The organism is Anaeromicrobium sp. (assembly GCF_025210435.1).
In the GTDB taxonomy this organism is placed as follows: domain Bacteria; phylum Bacillota; class Clostridia; order Peptostreptococcales; family Thermotaleaceae; genus Anaeromicrobium.
Window position 1 is genome coordinate 19,245 of record NZ_JAOART010000003.1, and the last position, 17,512, is coordinate 36,756.

The 17,512-nt window shown below is 31.6% G+C and carries 16 protein-coding genes; all 16 read left to right on the top strand.

Going from position 1 to position 17,512, the window contains the following annotated elements; all coding sequences use genetic code 11:
* The first annotated feature begins 9 nt into the window (after positions 1-9).
* The 16 genes from N4A57_RS00295 to N4A57_RS00370 all read left to right on the top strand — a co-directional run bounded on the left by N4A57_RS00295 (position 10) and on the right by N4A57_RS00370 (position 17,503).
* Positions 10-168 (top strand): hypothetical protein, encoded by a 159-nt coding sequence (locus N4A57_RS00295; protein WP_293655273.1) that lies wholly within the window; start codon positions 10-12, stop codon positions 166-168.
* 40 nt (positions 169-208) lie between these two features.
* Positions 209-1,006 (top strand): flagellin N-terminal helical domain-containing protein, encoded by a 798-nt coding sequence (locus N4A57_RS00300; protein WP_293655275.1) that lies wholly within the window; start codon positions 209-211, stop codon positions 1,004-1,006.
* 16 nt (positions 1,007-1,022) lie between these two features.
* The gene (locus tag N4A57_RS00305) at positions 1,023-1,445 is read left to right on the top strand and encodes a flagellar export chaperone FliS (protein WP_293655277.1); all 423 of its coding nucleotides are present in this window, start codon (positions 1,023-1,025) and stop codon (positions 1,443-1,445) included.
* Between the two features lie 8 nt (positions 1,446-1,453).
* Positions 1,454-1,810: a flagellar protein FlaG gene (locus tag N4A57_RS00310; protein ID WP_293655279.1), complete on the top strand. Its 357-nt coding sequence runs from the start codon at positions 1,454-1,456 to the stop codon at positions 1,808-1,810.
* 12 nt (positions 1,811-1,822) lie between these two features.
* Complete coding sequence (gene fliD / locus N4A57_RS00315) at positions 1,823-3,469, top strand: flagellar filament capping protein FliD (RefSeq protein ID WP_293655281.1); 1,647 nt, start codon at positions 1,823-1,825, stop codon at positions 3,467-3,469.
* A 70-nt stretch (positions 3,470-3,539) separates the two neighbouring features.
* Positions 3,540-3,926, top strand: coding sequence for a flagellar export chaperone FliS (fliS, locus tag N4A57_RS00320; protein ID WP_293655283.1), 387 nt, complete (start codon positions 3,540-3,542; stop codon positions 3,924-3,926).
* 6 nt (positions 3,927-3,932) lie between these two features.
* Positions 3,933-4,412, top strand: coding sequence for a flagellar protein FlgN (locus tag N4A57_RS00325; RefSeq protein WP_293655284.1), 480 nt, complete (start codon positions 3,933-3,935; stop codon positions 4,410-4,412).
* 580 nt (positions 4,413-4,992) lie between these two features.
* Positions 4,993-5,520, top strand: a complete 528-nt coding sequence (hpf, locus tag N4A57_RS00330; protein WP_293655285.1) for a ribosome hibernation-promoting factor, HPF/YfiA family — start codon at positions 4,993-4,995, stop codon at positions 5,518-5,520.
* Between the two features lie 242 nt (positions 5,521-5,762).
* Complete coding sequence (locus N4A57_RS00335; RefSeq protein ID WP_293655287.1) at positions 5,763-6,371, top strand: DUF5317 family protein; 609 nt, start codon at positions 5,763-5,765, stop codon at positions 6,369-6,371.
* Positions 6,372-6,486: 115 nt separating this feature from the next.
* Positions 6,487-9,177, top strand: coding sequence for a preprotein translocase subunit SecA (secA, locus tag N4A57_RS00340; protein ID WP_293655289.1), 2,691 nt, complete (start codon positions 6,487-6,489; stop codon positions 9,175-9,177).
* Between the two features lie 71 nt (positions 9,178-9,248).
* Positions 9,249-10,359 (top strand): peptide chain release factor 2 gene (prfB, locus tag N4A57_RS00345; RefSeq protein ID WP_293655290.1). Its coding sequence is split into 2 segments (ribosomal slippage): positions 9,249-9,323 and positions 9,325-10,359, totalling 1,110 coding nucleotides; the frame shifts between segments, so codons are not numbered across the junction.
* Between the two features lie 11 nt (positions 10,360-10,370).
* Complete coding sequence (locus N4A57_RS00350) at positions 10,371-12,521, top strand: Tex family protein (protein ID WP_293655292.1); 2,151 nt, start codon at positions 10,371-10,373, stop codon at positions 12,519-12,521.
* A 141-nt stretch (positions 12,522-12,662) separates the two neighbouring features.
* Positions 12,663-13,919: a hypothetical protein gene (locus N4A57_RS00355; protein ID WP_293655293.1), complete on the top strand. Its 1,257-nt coding sequence runs from the start codon at positions 12,663-12,665 to the stop codon at positions 13,917-13,919.
* A gap of 203 nt (positions 13,920-14,122) precedes the next feature.
* Entirely contained in the window at positions 14,123-14,875 is a 753-nt protein-coding gene (locus N4A57_RS00360) for an ABC transporter ATP-binding protein (protein ID WP_293655295.1), read from the top strand.
* Positions 14,868-16,484, top strand: a complete 1,617-nt coding sequence (locus N4A57_RS00365) for an ABC transporter permease subunit (RefSeq protein ID WP_293655297.1) — start codon at positions 14,868-14,870, stop codon at positions 16,482-16,484. The genes N4A57_RS00360 and N4A57_RS00365 overlap by 8 nt, the downstream gene beginning before the upstream one ends.
* Positions 16,485-16,510: 26 nt before the next feature.
* Positions 16,511-17,503 (top strand): ABC transporter substrate-binding protein, encoded by a 993-nt coding sequence (locus N4A57_RS00370; protein WP_293655299.1) that lies wholly within the window; start codon positions 16,511-16,513, stop codon positions 17,501-17,503.
* Positions 17,504-17,512 lie beyond the last annotated feature (9 nt).

Consider the following 17,512-nt stretch of genomic DNA (forward strand, 5'->3'; position numbering starts at 1 on the left):
GGGGGAATTATGAAAAAGAATATAAAGAAGGCTTATAATATATATGAACATGAAGAAAAAAATCACTTACAAGTAGTAATTCCTGAGAGAGTATATAAGATAGTACCTAAAATATTAGAATATATTGAAAAAGTAGATGAAAAAAAGACTAAAGGTATAAAGCCTTAGTATTTTTTTTCCGATATAAATGGTGAATAGGAGGGACGTTATGAGAATAAGAACTAATTTATCTGCAATGAATGCCCATAGACTACTTAGTAGAACATACAATGAAAATAGCAATGTACTAGAAAGATTATCATCTGGAAAAAGAATTAATAAAGCCAGTGATGATGCTGCGGGGATGGCAATAGCTTCAAAAATGCACGACCAAATTAGGGGACTTAGGATGGCATCACAAAATGCACTAGATGGCATATCCTTAGTTCAAACGGCAGATGGTGCTTTAGCTGAAATGCAGAGCATGTGTCAAAGAATAAGAGAATTAGGTGTTCAGGGAGCTACTGGGACCTTAAATTCTGAGGATAAAGATAATATACAAAAGCAGATTGATGAGCTAGTTGAGGAAATAGATAGGGTAGCAAAGGATACGGATTTTAATAAAAATAAACTTTTAAATGAAAAGGATAAAAAATTAGAGTTACAAGTGGGTGCTAATAAAGGTCAATTACTTGAATTAAATTTGGAAAATATGGATGCAAAGTCCTTAGGCGTAGATGGATTAGATGTTAATTCTGGAAATATAGCCACAGAACTGGATAAAGCCATTAGTAAAATATCTAGTGTTAGAAGTCAATTAGGAGCATATCAAAATGGACTTGAAAGAATAATTAGTAATATAGATAATAGTGAATTAAATATAACTACCGCTTTGTCTAAAGTAGAAGATGCAGATATGGCCTATGAAATGGCAGAGTTCACAAAATTAAACATATTACAACAATCAGGTATGGCCATGTTATCACAAGCTAATCAAAAGCCACAGGCTGTACTTCAATTATTGTAGTAGGTGATTTAGATTTATGGATAACAAATATTACATTAATAAAATAAGTACATCAAATGAAGCAGGACTTGTAGCTGTAATGTATGAATTATTAATAAGATATATGGAAAATTGTATAGTTAAAATTGAAAATGAAGAAATAGAATATATACATATAAAAAAATGTAAAAATATATTAAATGAATTTTTCTTAATCACAGAGGGAGATAATAAAATTTCTAATAATATTAGAGGTCTATTATTATATGTAAACAAATTAATAGATGAAGGGTATAATTTTAAAGATATAGATAAATACAGAGAAAGTATTAAAATTATAAGACCTTTGTATGAGGCGTGGAATGAATTAAGTATGTGTGAAAGTAATGACCTAAATAGATATAATGGTTATGGAATGGACAAGGTGTATACTCAAAATAATTTTAATGGGAAAGGATAGGGTGAATAATGAGAGTAGATGCTATGAACAACAATGGTATGGAATATAAAAAGGTAGAAAATGTGGAGGTTGTGAGAAGTACTCAACAGGTAAAAGCACAGATTGATAATGGTAATAAGAAAAAAAATAAGGAATTTAATGGTGAAAAGCAACTAATGAAAGAAATTCAAAAGATGAATAGCGATTTACCTTTTAGAAACACATCTTTAAAATTTGCAATCCATGATAAAACTAATGAAATTATGGTAAAAGTTATAAATGATGATACCCACGAAGTAATAAGGGAGATACCATCAGAGAAGGTATTAGATATGGTAGCTGCTGTACTTGAGAGAACGGGATTAATATTAGACACTAAGGCGTAGGGGGGGGATTAAATGGGCAGTATGAGAATAAGTGGTATAGCCTCTGGTATGGATACGGACACTATGGTTGCAGACCTTATGAAGGCTGAAAGAAGAAAGGTAGATAAAATACAACAGGATAAACAGCTTTCAGTATGGAGGCAAGAACAATACAATGATATTAATAAATCTATTTCACAGTTTATTTTAGATACTAGGAAAGATTTATTTGGCACAACTAGTTATTATAGAACGTCAGACACATTAGACTGGGTAAACAAGGCCACATCTTCTGACGAAAGTATATTCACTGCAAATGCAACTACAAGTGCTCCGACAGGAACCCATACTATGAAGATAACACAGCTTGCTGAAGGTGTTAATGTTGGTAGTACTGGTGAGGTGCAAATAGGTGGTAAGACGGCAAAATCAGAAAATACCTTAAGTGAATTAGGGATTGCTGACGGAAAGATTACCTTTGAAATAATTGTAGATGGAACGACAAAGGAAGTTGATATAAATTACAAGGGGTCAGATACTATTGAAGAATTTGTTAATAAAATAAATAACGCACAAAGTTCTGATGGAGAGCCATTGGGAATTCAAGCTAGCTTTGATGATGCTAATGGAAGATTATTTTTAGCTACAAAGGAAACTGGGGAGAATTCACAGATAAAAGTAAAAACTGGTGGCGATACGGGAGGATTATTAACTGGAGCAAGTTCTAAATTTAAAATGGAACAGGATCTTTTAGATTGGAATAATGGAAAGAAAGCACAAGGACAAGATGCAATTATTGAATTTGATGGAGCTAAAAATTTGAAATATTCTTCCAACACATTTTCTGTAAATGGAATAGATATAAATCTAAACTCAAAACCAGCAAATACTGGTACGGAATATACCATAAAAGTAGACACGGATGTGGATGGTGTATACGATAAAATAAAGGGTTTTGTGGATAAGTATAATGAATTAATAGGAAAATTAAATGAAAAAATAGCAGAAAAAAGATACAGAAAATATGACCCTCTTACAAAAGACCAAAAGAAAGCCATGAAGGAAAATGACATAAAGCTTTGGGAAGAAAAGGCAAAGAGTGGACTTTTAAGAAATGATAAATATATTGAAAGCTTAATGCAAAATGTGAGAAGTGGATTATATGAACCTGTAGAAACGGATAGTGGGAATCTATCTCCATATGATCAATTATTTGATATAGGTATTACTACAGGGGAATGGAAGGATAAAGGAAAATTAGTAATAGATGAAAAAAGACTTAAGGATGCTATTAGGAATGATGGAGAGGGAGTGATGAACTTATTATTCAGCCCATCGGATAAGGATAATAGTTCTAAGTCAGGTATTGTAAATCGCATGTATGATGATATGATAGATGGCATGAAAGAAATCATAGATAAATCTGGAACAGGAGATAATACGGAACTATATAGACATGTTAAGAGTACTATTTTACTAGACTTTGTTAAGGGAACAGATGGAAGAAGGGGGTCCGTAAGTTTAATAGACGAAGAGATATCCTCATTTGAAAAAAGAATTGGAAGGGAAGAAGCAAGGCTTATTAAGGTTGAAGGTAGGTACTGGGCTCAATTTACTGCTATGGAGAAAGCCATAAGCGAAATGCAATCTCAAAGTTCCTGGTTAGCGGGACAAATGTAGTAGTGAGTAAAAGTCTAAAGTTTTTAGCATAAATTCAGATAAGTCACCTGTAGAAAGGGAGTAGATAAGTATGGCAATGAGAAATCCATATGCAGGATTAAATCAATATAAACAAAATAATATAATTCAAGCGTCAAGGGAAGGGTTAACCTTAATGCTTTTTAATGGAATCATAAAGTTCATAAGCCAGGCAAAGATACATGTAGATAATAAGAGCATAGAAAATGCCCATAATGCTATAATAAGAGCTGATGATATAATAATAGAATTAAATTCCACATTAGATATGCAATATGATATATCTAAGAACTTGAGGAGTTTATACTTTTATATGTCTAAAAGATTGGCAGATGCTAACATGAGAAAGGATAAGGAAATATTAGACGAAGTACTAGAATTAGTTACAGAACTAAGAGATACTTGGAAGGAAGCTATGGAAATAGCTAATAAAAAGTAGGTTATTATGAATAAAATAAATGAATTAATAAATATATGTGATAATAAGCTTGAACTTTTAAAAAAGATGCTACAAATGACAAAGAATCAAAACCATATAGTCCTTACAACAGATATGGGTAAATTAACAAATAATATAAAGGAAAAACAAAAAATAATAGACAAAATAAATGAATTAGATATGGAGTTTTTAAAAGTATTTAATGAAGTGAAAACTCTTTTAAATGTAAAATCCATGGAAGAAATATCCTTAACCCAATATCCTCAATTTGTAGAAGTAAAAACCAGAATAGAAAAAATCATGGAATACTTAGAGGATATAAAGAAAATAGATGACGAAAATACACTATTAGTAGAAAATGAATTTAACGAATTAAAGAAAAAAATGAAAAATGTAAAAGTTCAACAAAGCAGTAGAAAAATTGCATCTGCCTATAATAAAAAATATGCTTCCGTAAGTGGTGTCTTTTTAGATAATAATAATTGATATTTCTTTAAAAAGAGTGTATAATATATTGTGCATGATGTAGGTCTGTGGTTGAAAGTCCAAGCCAGTCGCAGGCAAAAGGACCCACGTAAGGTAATTTTAAAAAGTAAATTATTGATCATGGTGCGGCTTAGAAGTAAGACCTGCCAGTTAAATCTGAGAGAAGTAATAGTGAGGCAAACCCGGAGCAAACCTTCCAGCAGGCGAGTGTGGGGGCAAAGACCAGGTCAGCTATGATTATGCAAGTTAAAACTTCCATATTAATATGGGGGTTTTTTATTTTATAAAAAATTATTATAATTGTTGAATATGCCTTAAATAAGATATGATTATAAAGTATTATAAGGTGGACTTTCTACCATACTATAAGTATAAATAAATTTTTGCACCTTCTTTTAGAAAAAAATCAAATTACATGTTTATATTTTTATTTAAAGGGTATGAATGTAATATGAAAAACTTGTCCATATATAAAAAGTGTAAATATAATTCATATTATATGAATATTAATTATATAAAGGATAAAGGGTTAAGATTTAAAAACATCTTTTACCTATTATTTTGGAAGGGGCTGAAGTATATGAGAATCAAAGTCAATGGAAAGAATGTGGTAGTGACTCCAGCTTTAAAGGCAGCAGTAGAAATGAAATTGGAGAAATTCGACAAATACTTCAAGGAGGATACAGAAGCTCAAGTAACGATGGGTGTTCAAAAGAATAGACAAATTATTGAGATAACTATTCCTATTAATGGTTCCATACTTAGGGTGGAAGAAGCCACTGAAGATATGTATTCTGCTATAGATAAGGCAGTGGACAAATTAAATAGTCAGATAAGAAAACATAAAACTAAGCTAGAGAGAAAATATAGAGGACATAATCATATAAGGTTTGAACATATCCCTGCTTATGAAGACAGTCAGTTAGATGCAAAGATTGTAAAGACTAAAAAATTTGCAATGAAACCTATGGGTGAAGAAGAAGCAATACTTCAAATGGAGTTATTAGGACATAGCTTCTATGTATTTACAAATGCTGAAACAGATGATGTAAATGTAATATATAAAAGGAAAGATGGAAATTATGGTTTAATAGAACCTTCTTTTTAAATAAGATATAATATTATATGGATAAAAGCCTTCTTATAAATTTAAATATAAGAGGGCTTTCTTAGTGTACTTTACCAAAGTTCTTAACCTAAAATTTATTTATATTAAAGGATATACCTAATTACACATAGAAATATTCCATATACACAAACTAACAAAATTTAATGAAAATTTGGAGAAAAGACATATTTGTGATATTATAAAAAAAATTAAACTTTTATAATTAAGATGAGGTGAACCGCATGTTTTTAGAGGGAATCACATTAGGTGTAATAATAGGAAAGTTAAGAGGCGGAAGGCTATGGAGTATAGGACGGATTAAGATGAAAATGTGGCCATTAATAATAGTTGCCCTATTAATTCAGTTTTTGTCCATGTTTATAGGATCTTATAGTTGGAGTAGTCATATTGTTCCTTATGCATATATAGTATCCTTAGGTTTAATACTTGTATTTTTAATATTTAATTTTCATAAAAAATCCCTATGGATAATATTTGCAGGAATATTCCTTAATATGCTAGCTTTAATATTACACAAAAATGCCATGCCCATAGCCATGGATTTAGTGAAAAATACAAACTATGGACAAAGTATTAGTGAAATTAATAATAACAATTTAATTAATTATATAAGTTTTGAAAAAATAGAAGGATTTAGTAAATATTTAGGACGATTTATTTTTATTAAGAGACCATATATATGTCCATCCATAATGAGTATAGGTGATATATTAGTATCAATTGGAGTCTTGGTCTTTACACAAAGTCAAATGATGAATAATTATTATGGTAAGTATTCCTATTCAAGTAGAAGTAAAATGATAAATTTTAGATATAGTGGGAATAAATAAAGGAAGAACTAAAGTTCTTCCCTTTTTTTAAGTTGATAAATCTATATATGTATTCTAATTAATAATTATATATGTTAAAATTAAGTTTAAAGCAAGAATTGAGAGGATGATACAAATGGGTTTTTTTGATAAGATATTAGGACGATTTAATGATAGGGAAGTTAAAAAATTATATAAAACTGTGGATAAGATAGAGGCATTAGAACCTCAGATACAAAAACTTTCAGATGAAGAATTGAGAAATAAAACAAGTGAATTTAAAGAGAGACTAAATAAGGGAGAAACTCTAGAGGATATATTACCAGAGGCCTTTGCCGTAGTAAGGGAAGGGGCTGTAAGGTCCTTAGGTATGCGTCATTATAGGGTTCAATTACTTGGAGGTATAGCCATACATCAAGGGCGTATAGCTGAAATGAAAACGGGTGAAGGTAAGACCCTAGTGGCTACAGCACCTGTATATTTAAATGCCCTAACAGGGAAAGGAGTCCATGTAGTTACAGTAAATGATTACTTAGCTAAGCGTGACATGCAGTGGATGAGCAAGGTATATGGTTTTTTAGGTCTAAGCGTAGATTGTATAGTCCATGGAATGGATAATGAACAGAGGCGTGATGCATACAATGCAGATATAACTTATGGTACAAATAATGAATTTGGTTTTGATTATTTAAGGGACAACATGGTCACTTATAAAAGTGAAATGGTTCAAAGGGAACTTAACTTTGCCATAGTAGATGAGGTGGACTCCATCCTTGTGGATGAGGCTAGAACTCCCCTTATCATATCAGGTGCTGGAGAAAAATCTACAAAGATGTATTTAGATGCAGATAGGTTTGTTAGAACATTAAAGAAGGAGTTAGATTACACTGTAGATGAAAAGGAAGGTACTGTAGTATTAACAGATGATGAAGAAGAGGGAAAATCAGGTGTAAAGAAGGCTGAAGAGCATTTTAGAATAGACAATTTAGCAGATCCTGAACATATTCAATTATCCCATCATATTAATCAAGCCCTAAAGGCTCATTCTACCATGGAGAAGGATAAGGACTATGTAATAAAGGATGGAGAAGTAGTAATTGTAGATGAGTTTACAGGAAGACTTATGTTTGGTAGAAGATTTAGTGAAGGTCTTCACCAAGCCATAGAAGCAAAGGAAGGTATGAAGGTACAAAGGGAATCTAAGACCTTAGCCACTGTAACATTACAAAACTACTTTAGAATGTATAATAAATTATCTGGTATGACAGGTACTGCTAAGACGGAAGAAGAAGAATTTAAACATATATACAATATGGATGTTGTAGTTGTACCTACAAATAAACCTATAGCCCGTGAAGATTTATCGGATATTATATATAAGTCTAAAATGGCTAAATTAAATGCTGTAATAAATACAATAGAGGAAAGACATAAAATTGGTCAGCCCGTATTAGTGGGTACCATATCCATATCAGACTCTGAGCTAATAAGTAAACTACTTAAAAAGCGTGGAATAAAACATGAAGTATTAAATGCTAAACAACATGAGAGGGAAGCTGAAATAGTGGCTCAAGCAGGTCATTTTGGATCAGTAACTATAGCTACTAATATGGCTGGTCGTGGAACGGATATTAAACTAGGTGGAAATCCAGAGTTTATGGCTAAAAATGAAATGGAGAAGAAGGGATACTCAGATTACCTAATATCCATGAGCACTAGTTTTGCTCCAACTGAGGATAAGGCCATTATAGAGGCTCGTGAAACTTACAATAAGTTACACGATAAATATAAAGAGCATACGGATAAGGAATATGAAAAGGTATTTAATGCAGGTGGTCTTTATATAATAGGTACAGAAAGACACGAATCACGAAGAATAGACAATCAGCTAAGGGGTCGTTCTGGACGTCAAGGAGACCCGGGGGCTTCGCAATTTTATATATCATTGGAAGATGATTTAATGAGATTATTTGGAAGTGACAGAATTCAAGGTGTAGTAGAAAAGTTAGGAATGGAAGAGGACGAACCATTAGAGGCTAGAATTCTTAGCAAATCCATAGAAGGTGCTCAAAAGAGAGTCGAAGGAAGAAACTTTAGTATTCGTAAACATGTACTACAATATGATGATGTAATGAATAAACAAAGGGATGTAATATATAAAGAAAGAAAACGTGTATTAGAAGGTCATGACTTGAGAGATGAAATAATGAACATGTTAAAAGCCCTAGTGGAGAGTGCTGTTAATTCCTATACTGCTGGAGAACAATATCCAGAACAATGGAATTTAAAAGGCCTTAAAGAAAACTTAAGGACCATATTCTTATCAAAGGACAGCTTAGAGTTTAATAATGTGGAGAATTTAACTATAGAAAGTCTCAACAATGAAATAATAGAAATTGGTAAAAAGTTATATGAAGAGAAGGAAAATGAGGTTGGCCCTGAGCGAATGAGAGAACTTGAGCGAATGGTAATGCTTAGGGTAGTAGATACTAGATGGATGGACCATATAGATGCTATGGATCAGCTAAGACAAGGTATAGGCCTTAGAGCTTATGGTCAAGAGGACCCAGTTCGTGCTTACCAAAATGAAGGATTTGATATGTTTGAAGAAATGATTGGATCTATTCAAGAGGAAACTTTAAAGTATCTATTTAATGTAACTACAGAGACTGATACACAAAGAAAGCAAGTGGCCATAATCAGTGGAACTAACAGTTCAAATTCCAACACTACAGGAACCATAAGAAAGGGCCAAAGAACAGGTAGAAATGAACTTTGTCCATGTGGAAGTGGTAAGAAATATAAGAGATGCTGTGGTAGTAAATAATTTTATTAAATATTTAACGCTAAACGATTTGTTTAGCGTTAAATACGTGTGTAGAAAAAGGATGGTGAAATATGTTAAACATTCAAGAATATAATCAAAAGCTAAGAAATATGGATGGAAAAATAAAAAATCTTGGGGTGTCTCTTTGACACGGAGAGATTAGAAAATGAGTTAGAAGAATTAGAGAAAAAGACTATACAAGGGGATTTTTGGAATGATTCTAATAGGGCTCAATTAATACTTCAAAAAATTAAGGTATTAAAGGATAAAATAGATACATTTAATAATTTAAAAGAAAAGCATGAAGAAATAGAGATTTTATTAGAAATGGCCCAGGAAGAAAATGATGAATCATTAGAAATGGATATAAAGTCGGAATTAAAGGATTTAAATGAAAATATAGAAAAGCTTAGAATAGAAACCCTTTTATCGGGAGAATATGATAAAAATAATGCCATACTATCTATCCATGCAGGGGCAGGGGGATTAGATGCTCAAGACTGGGCAGAAATGTTACTTAGAATGTATTTAAGATGGTGTGATAAAAGGGCATTTAAAGTAAAGACCCTAGATATAATAAGGGACACAGAAGCTGGAATCAAAAGTGTTACCCTTCTTATAAAGGGAGAGAATGTATATGGATATTTAAAAGGGGAAAAGGGTGTACATAGACTAGTTAGAATTTCACCCTTTGATTCTTCTGGAAAGAGGCATACTTCCTTTGCATCTATAGACATAATGCCAGAAATAGATGATAATGTGAATGTGAATATTAATCCTATAGATTTGAAGATAGACACCTATAGGGCAGGAGGAGCTGGAGGACAGCATGTTAATACAACAGATTCAGCAGTACGTATAACCCATATTCCTACAGGGGTAGTAGTACAATGCCAAAATGAAAGGTCTCAGCATATGAATAAGGATGTGGCCATGAAAATGCTAATGTCAAAACTTATTGAATTAAAGGAAGCTGAGAACAAAGAGAAGATAGAAGATATAAAGGGTGATTATAGTCAGATTGCCTGGGGAAGCCAGATAAGGTCATATGTATTTAATCCATATAATCTAGTTAAGGACCACAGAACTAATGCTGAAATAGGAAATGTAGGTTCTGTTATGGATGGAAATATAGATTTTTATATAAATGAATATCTAAAATGGAAAAAGGGTCAAAAATAGGGGGGATACTAATGATAATAGATGTTTTATCAAGGGAATTTAATATAAGCACTAAGCAAATAGAAAGTACTATAAATTTAATAGATGAAGGGTGTACAGTTCCATTTATAGCTAGATATAGGAAAGAAGTAACAGGGGGACTTAGTGATGTAATACTTCGTGAGCTTAACGATAGGTTAACCTATCTTAGGAATTTAGAAAAAAGAAAAGAAGAAGTAATAAGAATCATAGAAGAACAAGGAAAGCTCACAGAAGAATTAAGGGATAAAATATTAAGGGCTAAAGTACTTCAAAAGGTGGAAGATTTATATAGACCCTATCAACAAAAGAGAAGAACTCGCGCTACCATAGCAAAGGAAAAGGGATTAGAACCCTTTGCCTTAGATATACTAAAGGGAATCATAGATGATTTAGAAAATGAATCTAAAAAATATATAGATGAAGAGAAGGAAGTAAATACAATTGAGGATGCCATAAAGGGTGCCATGGATATAATAGCAGAAATCATATCTGATAATGCAACTTATAGGGAAAAAATAAGGAACCTAAATGTAGAAAAGGGTAGTATACAATCAACAGGATTAGAAACGGAAGAAGAGAATGTATACGACATGTATAAAGAATATGTGGAAAAAGTAAAGACTATTCCAAATCATAGGATACTTGCCGTAAATAGGGGAGAAAAGGAAAAGGCCCTAAAGGTAAAAGTAATCAGTCCTGATGAAGAAATAATAGAATTATTAGAAAAAAGTATTATAAATAATGAAAATAAAAAACATAAAAATATATTAAAGGAAGTAATAACAGATGCATATAAAAGACTCATTTCCCCATCCATAGAAAGGGAAATTAGAAATATGCTTACAGAAAGGGCAGAGGATGAAGCCATAAAGGTATTTGCTAAGAATACTAAACCCCTTTTGATGGTTCCACCAGTAAAAAATGTTAAAGTATTGGCCATAGATCCAAGTTATAGAACAGGATGTAAAATATCAGTATTAGATGATACGGGTAAATTATTAGAGTATACAACTATCTATCCTAATGCACCTCAAAATGAAGTGGAAAAATCTAAAGAAATATTAAAAGAATTAATAGATAAACATGATATAGATATTATTCCTATAGGTAATGGTACCGCATCCCGTGAAACGGAAATGCTAGTAGCCGAACTTTTATCGGAGATAGATAAAACCGTATATTACACCATAGTAAGTGAAGCAGGAGCTTCTGTATATTCTGCATCTAAGCTTGCAGCAGAAGAATATCCAGATATTAATGTATCCATACGTGGAGCCATATCCATAGGACGAAGACTTCAAGACCCCCTAGCTGAATTAGTAAAAATAGATCCAAAGAGTATAGGTGTTGGTCAATATCAACATGATTTAAATCAAAGTAAGTTAGGAGATGCTTTAACGGGAGTAGTAGAAGATTGTGTAAACACAGTGGGTGTAGATTTAAACATAGCAACTCCAGCACTCCTTGAATATGTATCTGGTATAAGCAAATCTATAGCTAAAAATATAGTTGCCTATAGGGAGGAAAATGGAAAATTCAAAGATAGGAAAGAAATAAAGAAGGTTAAGAGACTTGGAGATAAGGCATTCCAGCAATGTGCAGGTTTCTTAAGGATTTCAGATGGGAAAAACCCACTAGATAACACGGCAGTTCATCCCGAGTCTTATAAGGTAGTATTAAAATTACTTAGTGATCTATCCTATACAAATGAAGAAATAAAAAATGGTAAAATGGTAGATATGGAAGAGCGAATAAAAGAAAAATATGGTGACACTAAGACCATGGCAGGGGAACTAGAAATAGGAGTTCCTACCCTATTAGATATAATAGGCGAATTAAAGAAGCCAGGCCGTGATATAAGAGAAGAAATGCCAAAGCCTGTATTTAGAAGTGACGTTCTTAAGATGGAAGATCTAAAGGTTGATATGGAGCTTACAGGTACGGTAAGAAATGTGGTGGATTTTGGTGCCTTTGTGGATATTGGAGTAAAGCAGGATGGTTTAGTTCATATATCCCAATTAAGTGACAAATTTGTAAAAAATCCTATGGATGTGGTAGCTGTAGGAGATGGAGTTAAGGTAAAGATTATAGATATAGATTTGAAAAAGGGAAGAATTAGTTTGACCATGAAGGGCTTATAATGGGTAAAATGATTCAAGTATATACTTGAATCATTTCCTTATTTTCTTAAAAACTCTTAAAAATAAGAATATTACCTATATTTGGATAAAAAAATATTGTATAATATATGAAAGCGTAATGAAAAGGAGATGGATAAGAATATGAGAAAAGTATCAATACTATCATTAATACTAGTTGTGATTCTTTCTTTTACAGGATGTAGTAAATATGAAAATAGACTATATAGTGCTTTAGAAAAATCACAAAAAATAAACTCTATGGAAAGTGATACAACAATTACTTTTAACCTAGACGTGGAAGATGCAGATGAAAGAGATAGAGCCCAAATAGAGGAAACTAAAAGGGCTATAAATGATTCTAAATTTTCCATACATAACAAGGTTAAGCAAAATGATGAAAAAACTATAGTAAACGCTCAGATGGATTTGGATATGAACGTGGCTGGTACAGGTGTTAATACTACCATATGGGTAAAATCTGATACAAGTAAAAAGGTGCCCCTATTATCAGAGGTCATAAAAATACCAACTGTAGTTAGTGGATTTCTTCCTCCTGAACAACAGGGGAAAGAATATTTAGTATATGACTTTAATAATATGATGGACACAAATGCTAAAAGTACTATGGATATGGGAAAGTTAACTAGTGCTAGCAAGGAAATGCAATCGAAATTAAGAAACTTTGCAAGAAAGTACGTTACTAAATTTAATCCAGGATTTAAAATGGTAGATTACAAGGGTAAGGAAAAGATAGATGGAAGAGAATTAGCTAAATATGAGCTTAAGTTAGAAGATAGGGAACTAAAAAAGCTTGTAAGATATATGGCTAATGATTTCTTAGAAAATGAAGAAGTTCTAGGTTTCATAAAGGATTATGCAAATATTATGATAGATGCATCCCAAGTATCTAAACTTGAAGGTGAAGATACAAAGGCAGACATTAATAGGGACATGGAAGAATTTAAAAATAATATTCCAGAGTTAAAAGAAAAAATAAATAAATTTTTAGATGTATATGATGACGTTCAATTATTAGGAAATAGGGGAATTCTTATAGAATACAAGATAAATGAAGAAGGATTTATTGTAAGTGAAAATGGAACTATAGATTTAAATATTGATTTAGAGAAGATAGAAAAGGCTAATAGACAATTAAAAGAATATGATGAAAATGAAGAAGCTATGGTAAGACCTGACAAAAAAGGAGTAATCAAATTAACAATTAACTACAATAGTGAAATATATAATATTAATAAGGATATGGATATTAGTATGCCTAACTTAACAATAGAAAACACTATGTATATGAGTGATTTGATGAAACCAAGGGTATATGAAGAACCTATTGAGATAAAAGAGGAAGTTGTTATTCAAGAACCTGTAGTTGTAGAGGAATAAATATAAGGAAGAACTTCTAGTTAGAATAGAACTAGGAGTTCTTTTTTTATGTTATAAAAAATAAATATACATATTTTTATAGAAGAGATTATAACCATCCTCACTTGAATGTTTTACATGGTTTTAACATTTGTTTAATCTTATTTTAACTAAAATAGATTAAACTTATTATGAAGTAAAAAAACTGAATGGAGGTAAAAACTTTGCTACAGTTAAAAAATATAAAAAAGCAGTTTCATAAAAAAGTAGTATTAGAAAATATTACAATAGATATTCAAAAAGGAGAAATAGTTTCTTTATTAGGACCAAGTGGAAGTGGTAAAACCACATTATTAAATATGATTTTAGGATTAACAAATATAGACAATGGAAAGTTGATTTATGATGGGGTGGATCTAACAAATGCTCCCATGAAGGAAAGAGGATTTAATATAGTATTTCAAGATTATGCTTTGTTTCCAAATTTGAATGCTTATGAAAATATAGTATACGGGTTGAGAAATAATCCAAGCTTAGCTACGAAAGAAGAACTTGAAGGATTTATAGCCATCTTAGGTTTAAAACCACATCTTAAAAAGAAAATAAGTGAATTATCAGGAGGACAAAAACAAAGAGTTGCTTTAGCTCGAACATTGGTTACAAAACCAAGAATCCTTCTTTTAGATGAGCCATTTAGTGCCCTTGATGGGGTCATAAAGGAATCTATTAAGGAAAAAATAAAAGCTATTGCAAGGGAGTATGAACTAACTACCATTATTGTTACCCATGATCCAGAGGAAGCATTAACTCTATCAGATAAAGTCCTAATTATTAATGAAGGAAAGGTATCCCAGTTTGCTAAGCCACAAGAAATAATAAATGAACCTAAAAATAATTTTGTTGAAGATTTTATTATAAGTCAATTACACGCTAAGAGAGAAAATATATATAATCTTTTTGGTATGTGTTATGGGTAGAGTTAAGGGCGAGATTAAATTATGTTTTTTTATTATTTCTTTCATGTTTATAGGCTTTTTAATTACGCCCCTCATTATTCTATTTTTAAAATCATTGCAAACTGGGGATGGAATAGGAATTTCAAATTATATAGTCGCCATAGTTGATAAAGAGTTAGTCCAGGCAATATTAAATAGTATTAAGGTGTCTACAGCCACGGCTGTTATAACAACTTGTTTAGCTTTTATACTTGCTTATACGATAAATTATACAAATTTGAATAAACACATAAAGGCAATTATAAGAGTTGGAATCCTAATGCCCATGCTTTTACCTACAATAACTTATGGATTTGCCATTATATACTCTCTAGGGAAACAGGGAATTATAGTGAGGTTTTTAGGAAAAGAACTATTTCAAATATATGGATTTACAGGATTGTTGATTGGGTATGTTATATACACATTACCAATGGCATTTATTTTGATAAATAATTCCTTTAAATATATAGATAAAAAGTTTGTTATTGTTTCAAAGCTAATGGGAGATAAGGGATTTACTACTTTTAAAAATACAGTATTACATCCTTTAGTGGGAACCATAGGAGGAGCCTTTGCAATATCATTTATAGCAAGTTTTACAGACTATGGAATACCAGCATCTATTGGGGGAGCTTATAGTGTAGTTTCTACTCAACTATATCAAGTTATGCTAGGTTCTATACCTGATTTTAATAATGGGGCTGTAATTGCAGTTTTTATGTTAATACCAGCAGTCTTTGGTGTGTTATTACTAAATTATTTAGAAAAGTTTAACTATCATTTTGACAAAGTTACAGATATTCAATTACCTAAAAATAGAATTGAAGATATTTGTTTTGGAACCATATCATTAGGGATGGTAGTAGGAATACTTTTAATATTTATGATTATGTTTATAGTGCCATTTGTTGAAAGTTATCCTTATAATATGAGTCCAACTTTTGAAAACTTCATTAGGGTGCTTACAGCTAATAATCTTTCAAGGGTATATAAGAACTCAGTTATAATAGGAATGTGTTCGGCTTTAATAGGAACTGTAGTAGCATATATATGTGCAATTGTTAATGTGAGGACACAAATTAATAAAAAAGTAAAGCTATCAATTGATGGTATATCTATGATAACAAATACTGTTCCAGGGATGGTGTTGGGTATAGCCTACCTACTGTGTTTTAATAATAGTAACTTAAAAGGAACATTTATAATAATCATAGCATGTAATATTGTCCATTTTTTTACTACCCCCTACCTTATGGCAAAAAATTCTCTATCTAAAATGAATCCATCCTTTGAAACTACAGGGGAGCTTATGGGAGATAGCTGGGTTAAAACAGTATTTAGAGTGATTTTACCAAACTCTGCATCTACTGTGGTAGACATGTTTAGTTATTACTTTATTCAATCTATGGTTACGATTAGTGCAGTTATATTTCTTGTTAGTGCACGAACCTCATTAGTAACCAGTAAGATTAAACAATTACAGCATTATGCAAAGTTTAGTGATATTTTTACATTATCCTTACTAATATTTTTAACAAATATTGTTGTTAAGGTATCCTGTGATTATATACAAAAGAAATATAAATAAAAAATAAAATTAAGGAGAGTTGGATGATGAAAAAGATATTAAAAGCTATGATTTCATGTACGTTATTATTAGCTGTAGTAGTGGCATTTTCTGCTTGTGGTATTCAAGGTAGTCAAGGGGAAGAATCAGTTATTATTTATACCAATGGGGATGAAGAGGCTATTGCTTCTATGGAATATGCTCTGAATGGAGCAGGTTATGAGGGAAAGTATATTTTACAATCCTACGGAACATCAGAGCTTGGAGGAAAGCTTATTGCAGAGGGAGATAAGATTGATGCTAATATTGTAACTATGAGTTCGTATTTTATAGAAAGTGCACAAAAACAAAATAATATGTTTGCAGAGTTAGTGTTTGAAACCAATTCATTAGAGGAATATCCATCCTACTATACACCTATTTTAGCTATTACAGGTGGATTGTTTGCAAATGAAAATATTATGAAAGAAGAAAATCTTACAGTGCCAACATCAATTAAAGACTTAACAAAGGCAGAATTTCAAGATTTTGTATCTATACCAAACATAATGGATTCATCTACTGGATGGTTACTTATTCAAGCCATCATCAGTGAATATGGAGAAGAAGAGGGACAAGAGATTCTTAGACAGTTAATCAAAAATTGTGGACCTCACATTGAAAGTTCAGGGTCAGGACCTATAAAAAAGGTAAGAGCTGGAGAGGTTGCAGTAGGATTTGGGTTACGCCATCAAGCTGTTGGCGATAATATTGCAGGATTACCAATAGCGTGTATTGATCCAACGGAAGGAAATTTTTCTCTGATAGAGGGTATTGCAGTAGTTGATAAAGATGAAGAAATAACAAAACTTGCGCAAGAAATGGCAGAGGTAATAGTTCATAATGCTAGAGAAGATTTAATAAAATATTATCCTGTTGCACTTTATGAGGGAGAAAGGGTAAGTGATGAGAATAAACCAGGAAATCCAAAGAAATTTGAAGAAGCACTTACAGTAGATATTCTAAAAGAGCATCAAGAATTTTTCAAGAATTCAAAATAGATGAATGGA

What these genes read in the sequence shown, in the direction of transcription:
- N4A57_RS00295 (WP_293655273.1), top strand. Translation starts at nt 10, where the DNA reads ATGAAAAAGAATATAAAGAAGGCTTATAATATATATGAACATGAAGAA.
- N4A57_RS00300 (WP_293655275.1), top strand. Translation starts at nt 209, where the DNA reads ATGAGAATAAGAACTAATTTATCTGCAATGAATGCCCATAGACTACTT.
- N4A57_RS00305 (WP_293655277.1), top strand. Translation starts at nt 1,023, where the DNA reads ATGGATAACAAATATTACATTAATAAAATAAGTACATCAAATGAAGCA.
- N4A57_RS00310 (WP_293655279.1), top strand. Translation starts at nt 1,454, where the DNA reads ATGAGAGTAGATGCTATGAACAACAATGGTATGGAATATAAAAAGGTA.
- fliD (WP_293655281.1), top strand. Translation starts at nt 1,823, where the DNA reads ATGGGCAGTATGAGAATAAGTGGTATAGCCTCTGGTATGGATACGGAC.
- fliS (WP_293655283.1), top strand. Translation starts at nt 3,540, where the DNA reads ATGGCAATGAGAAATCCATATGCAGGATTAAATCAATATAAACAAAAT.
- N4A57_RS00325 (WP_293655284.1), top strand. Translation starts at nt 3,933, where the DNA reads ATGAATAAAATAAATGAATTAATAAATATATGTGATAATAAGCTTGAA.
- hpf (WP_293655285.1), top strand. Translation starts at nt 4,993, where the DNA reads ATGAGAATCAAAGTCAATGGAAAGAATGTGGTAGTGACTCCAGCTTTA.
- N4A57_RS00335 (WP_293655287.1), top strand. Translation starts at nt 5,763, where the DNA reads ATGTTTTTAGAGGGAATCACATTAGGTGTAATAATAGGAAAGTTAAGA.
- secA (WP_293655289.1), top strand. Translation starts at nt 6,487, where the DNA reads ATGGGTTTTTTTGATAAGATATTAGGACGATTTAATGATAGGGAAGTT.
- N4A57_RS00350 (WP_293655292.1), top strand. Translation starts at nt 10,371, where the DNA reads ATGATAATAGATGTTTTATCAAGGGAATTTAATATAAGCACTAAGCAA.
- N4A57_RS00355 (WP_293655293.1), top strand. Translation starts at nt 12,663, where the DNA reads ATGAGAAAAGTATCAATACTATCATTAATACTAGTTGTGATTCTTTCT.
- N4A57_RS00365 (WP_293655297.1), top strand. Translation starts at nt 14,868, where the DNA reads ATGGGTAGAGTTAAGGGCGAGATTAAATTATGTTTTTTTATTATTTCT.
- N4A57_RS00370 (WP_293655299.1), top strand. Translation starts at nt 16,511, where the DNA reads ATGAAAAAGATATTAAAAGCTATGATTTCATGTACGTTATTATTAGCT.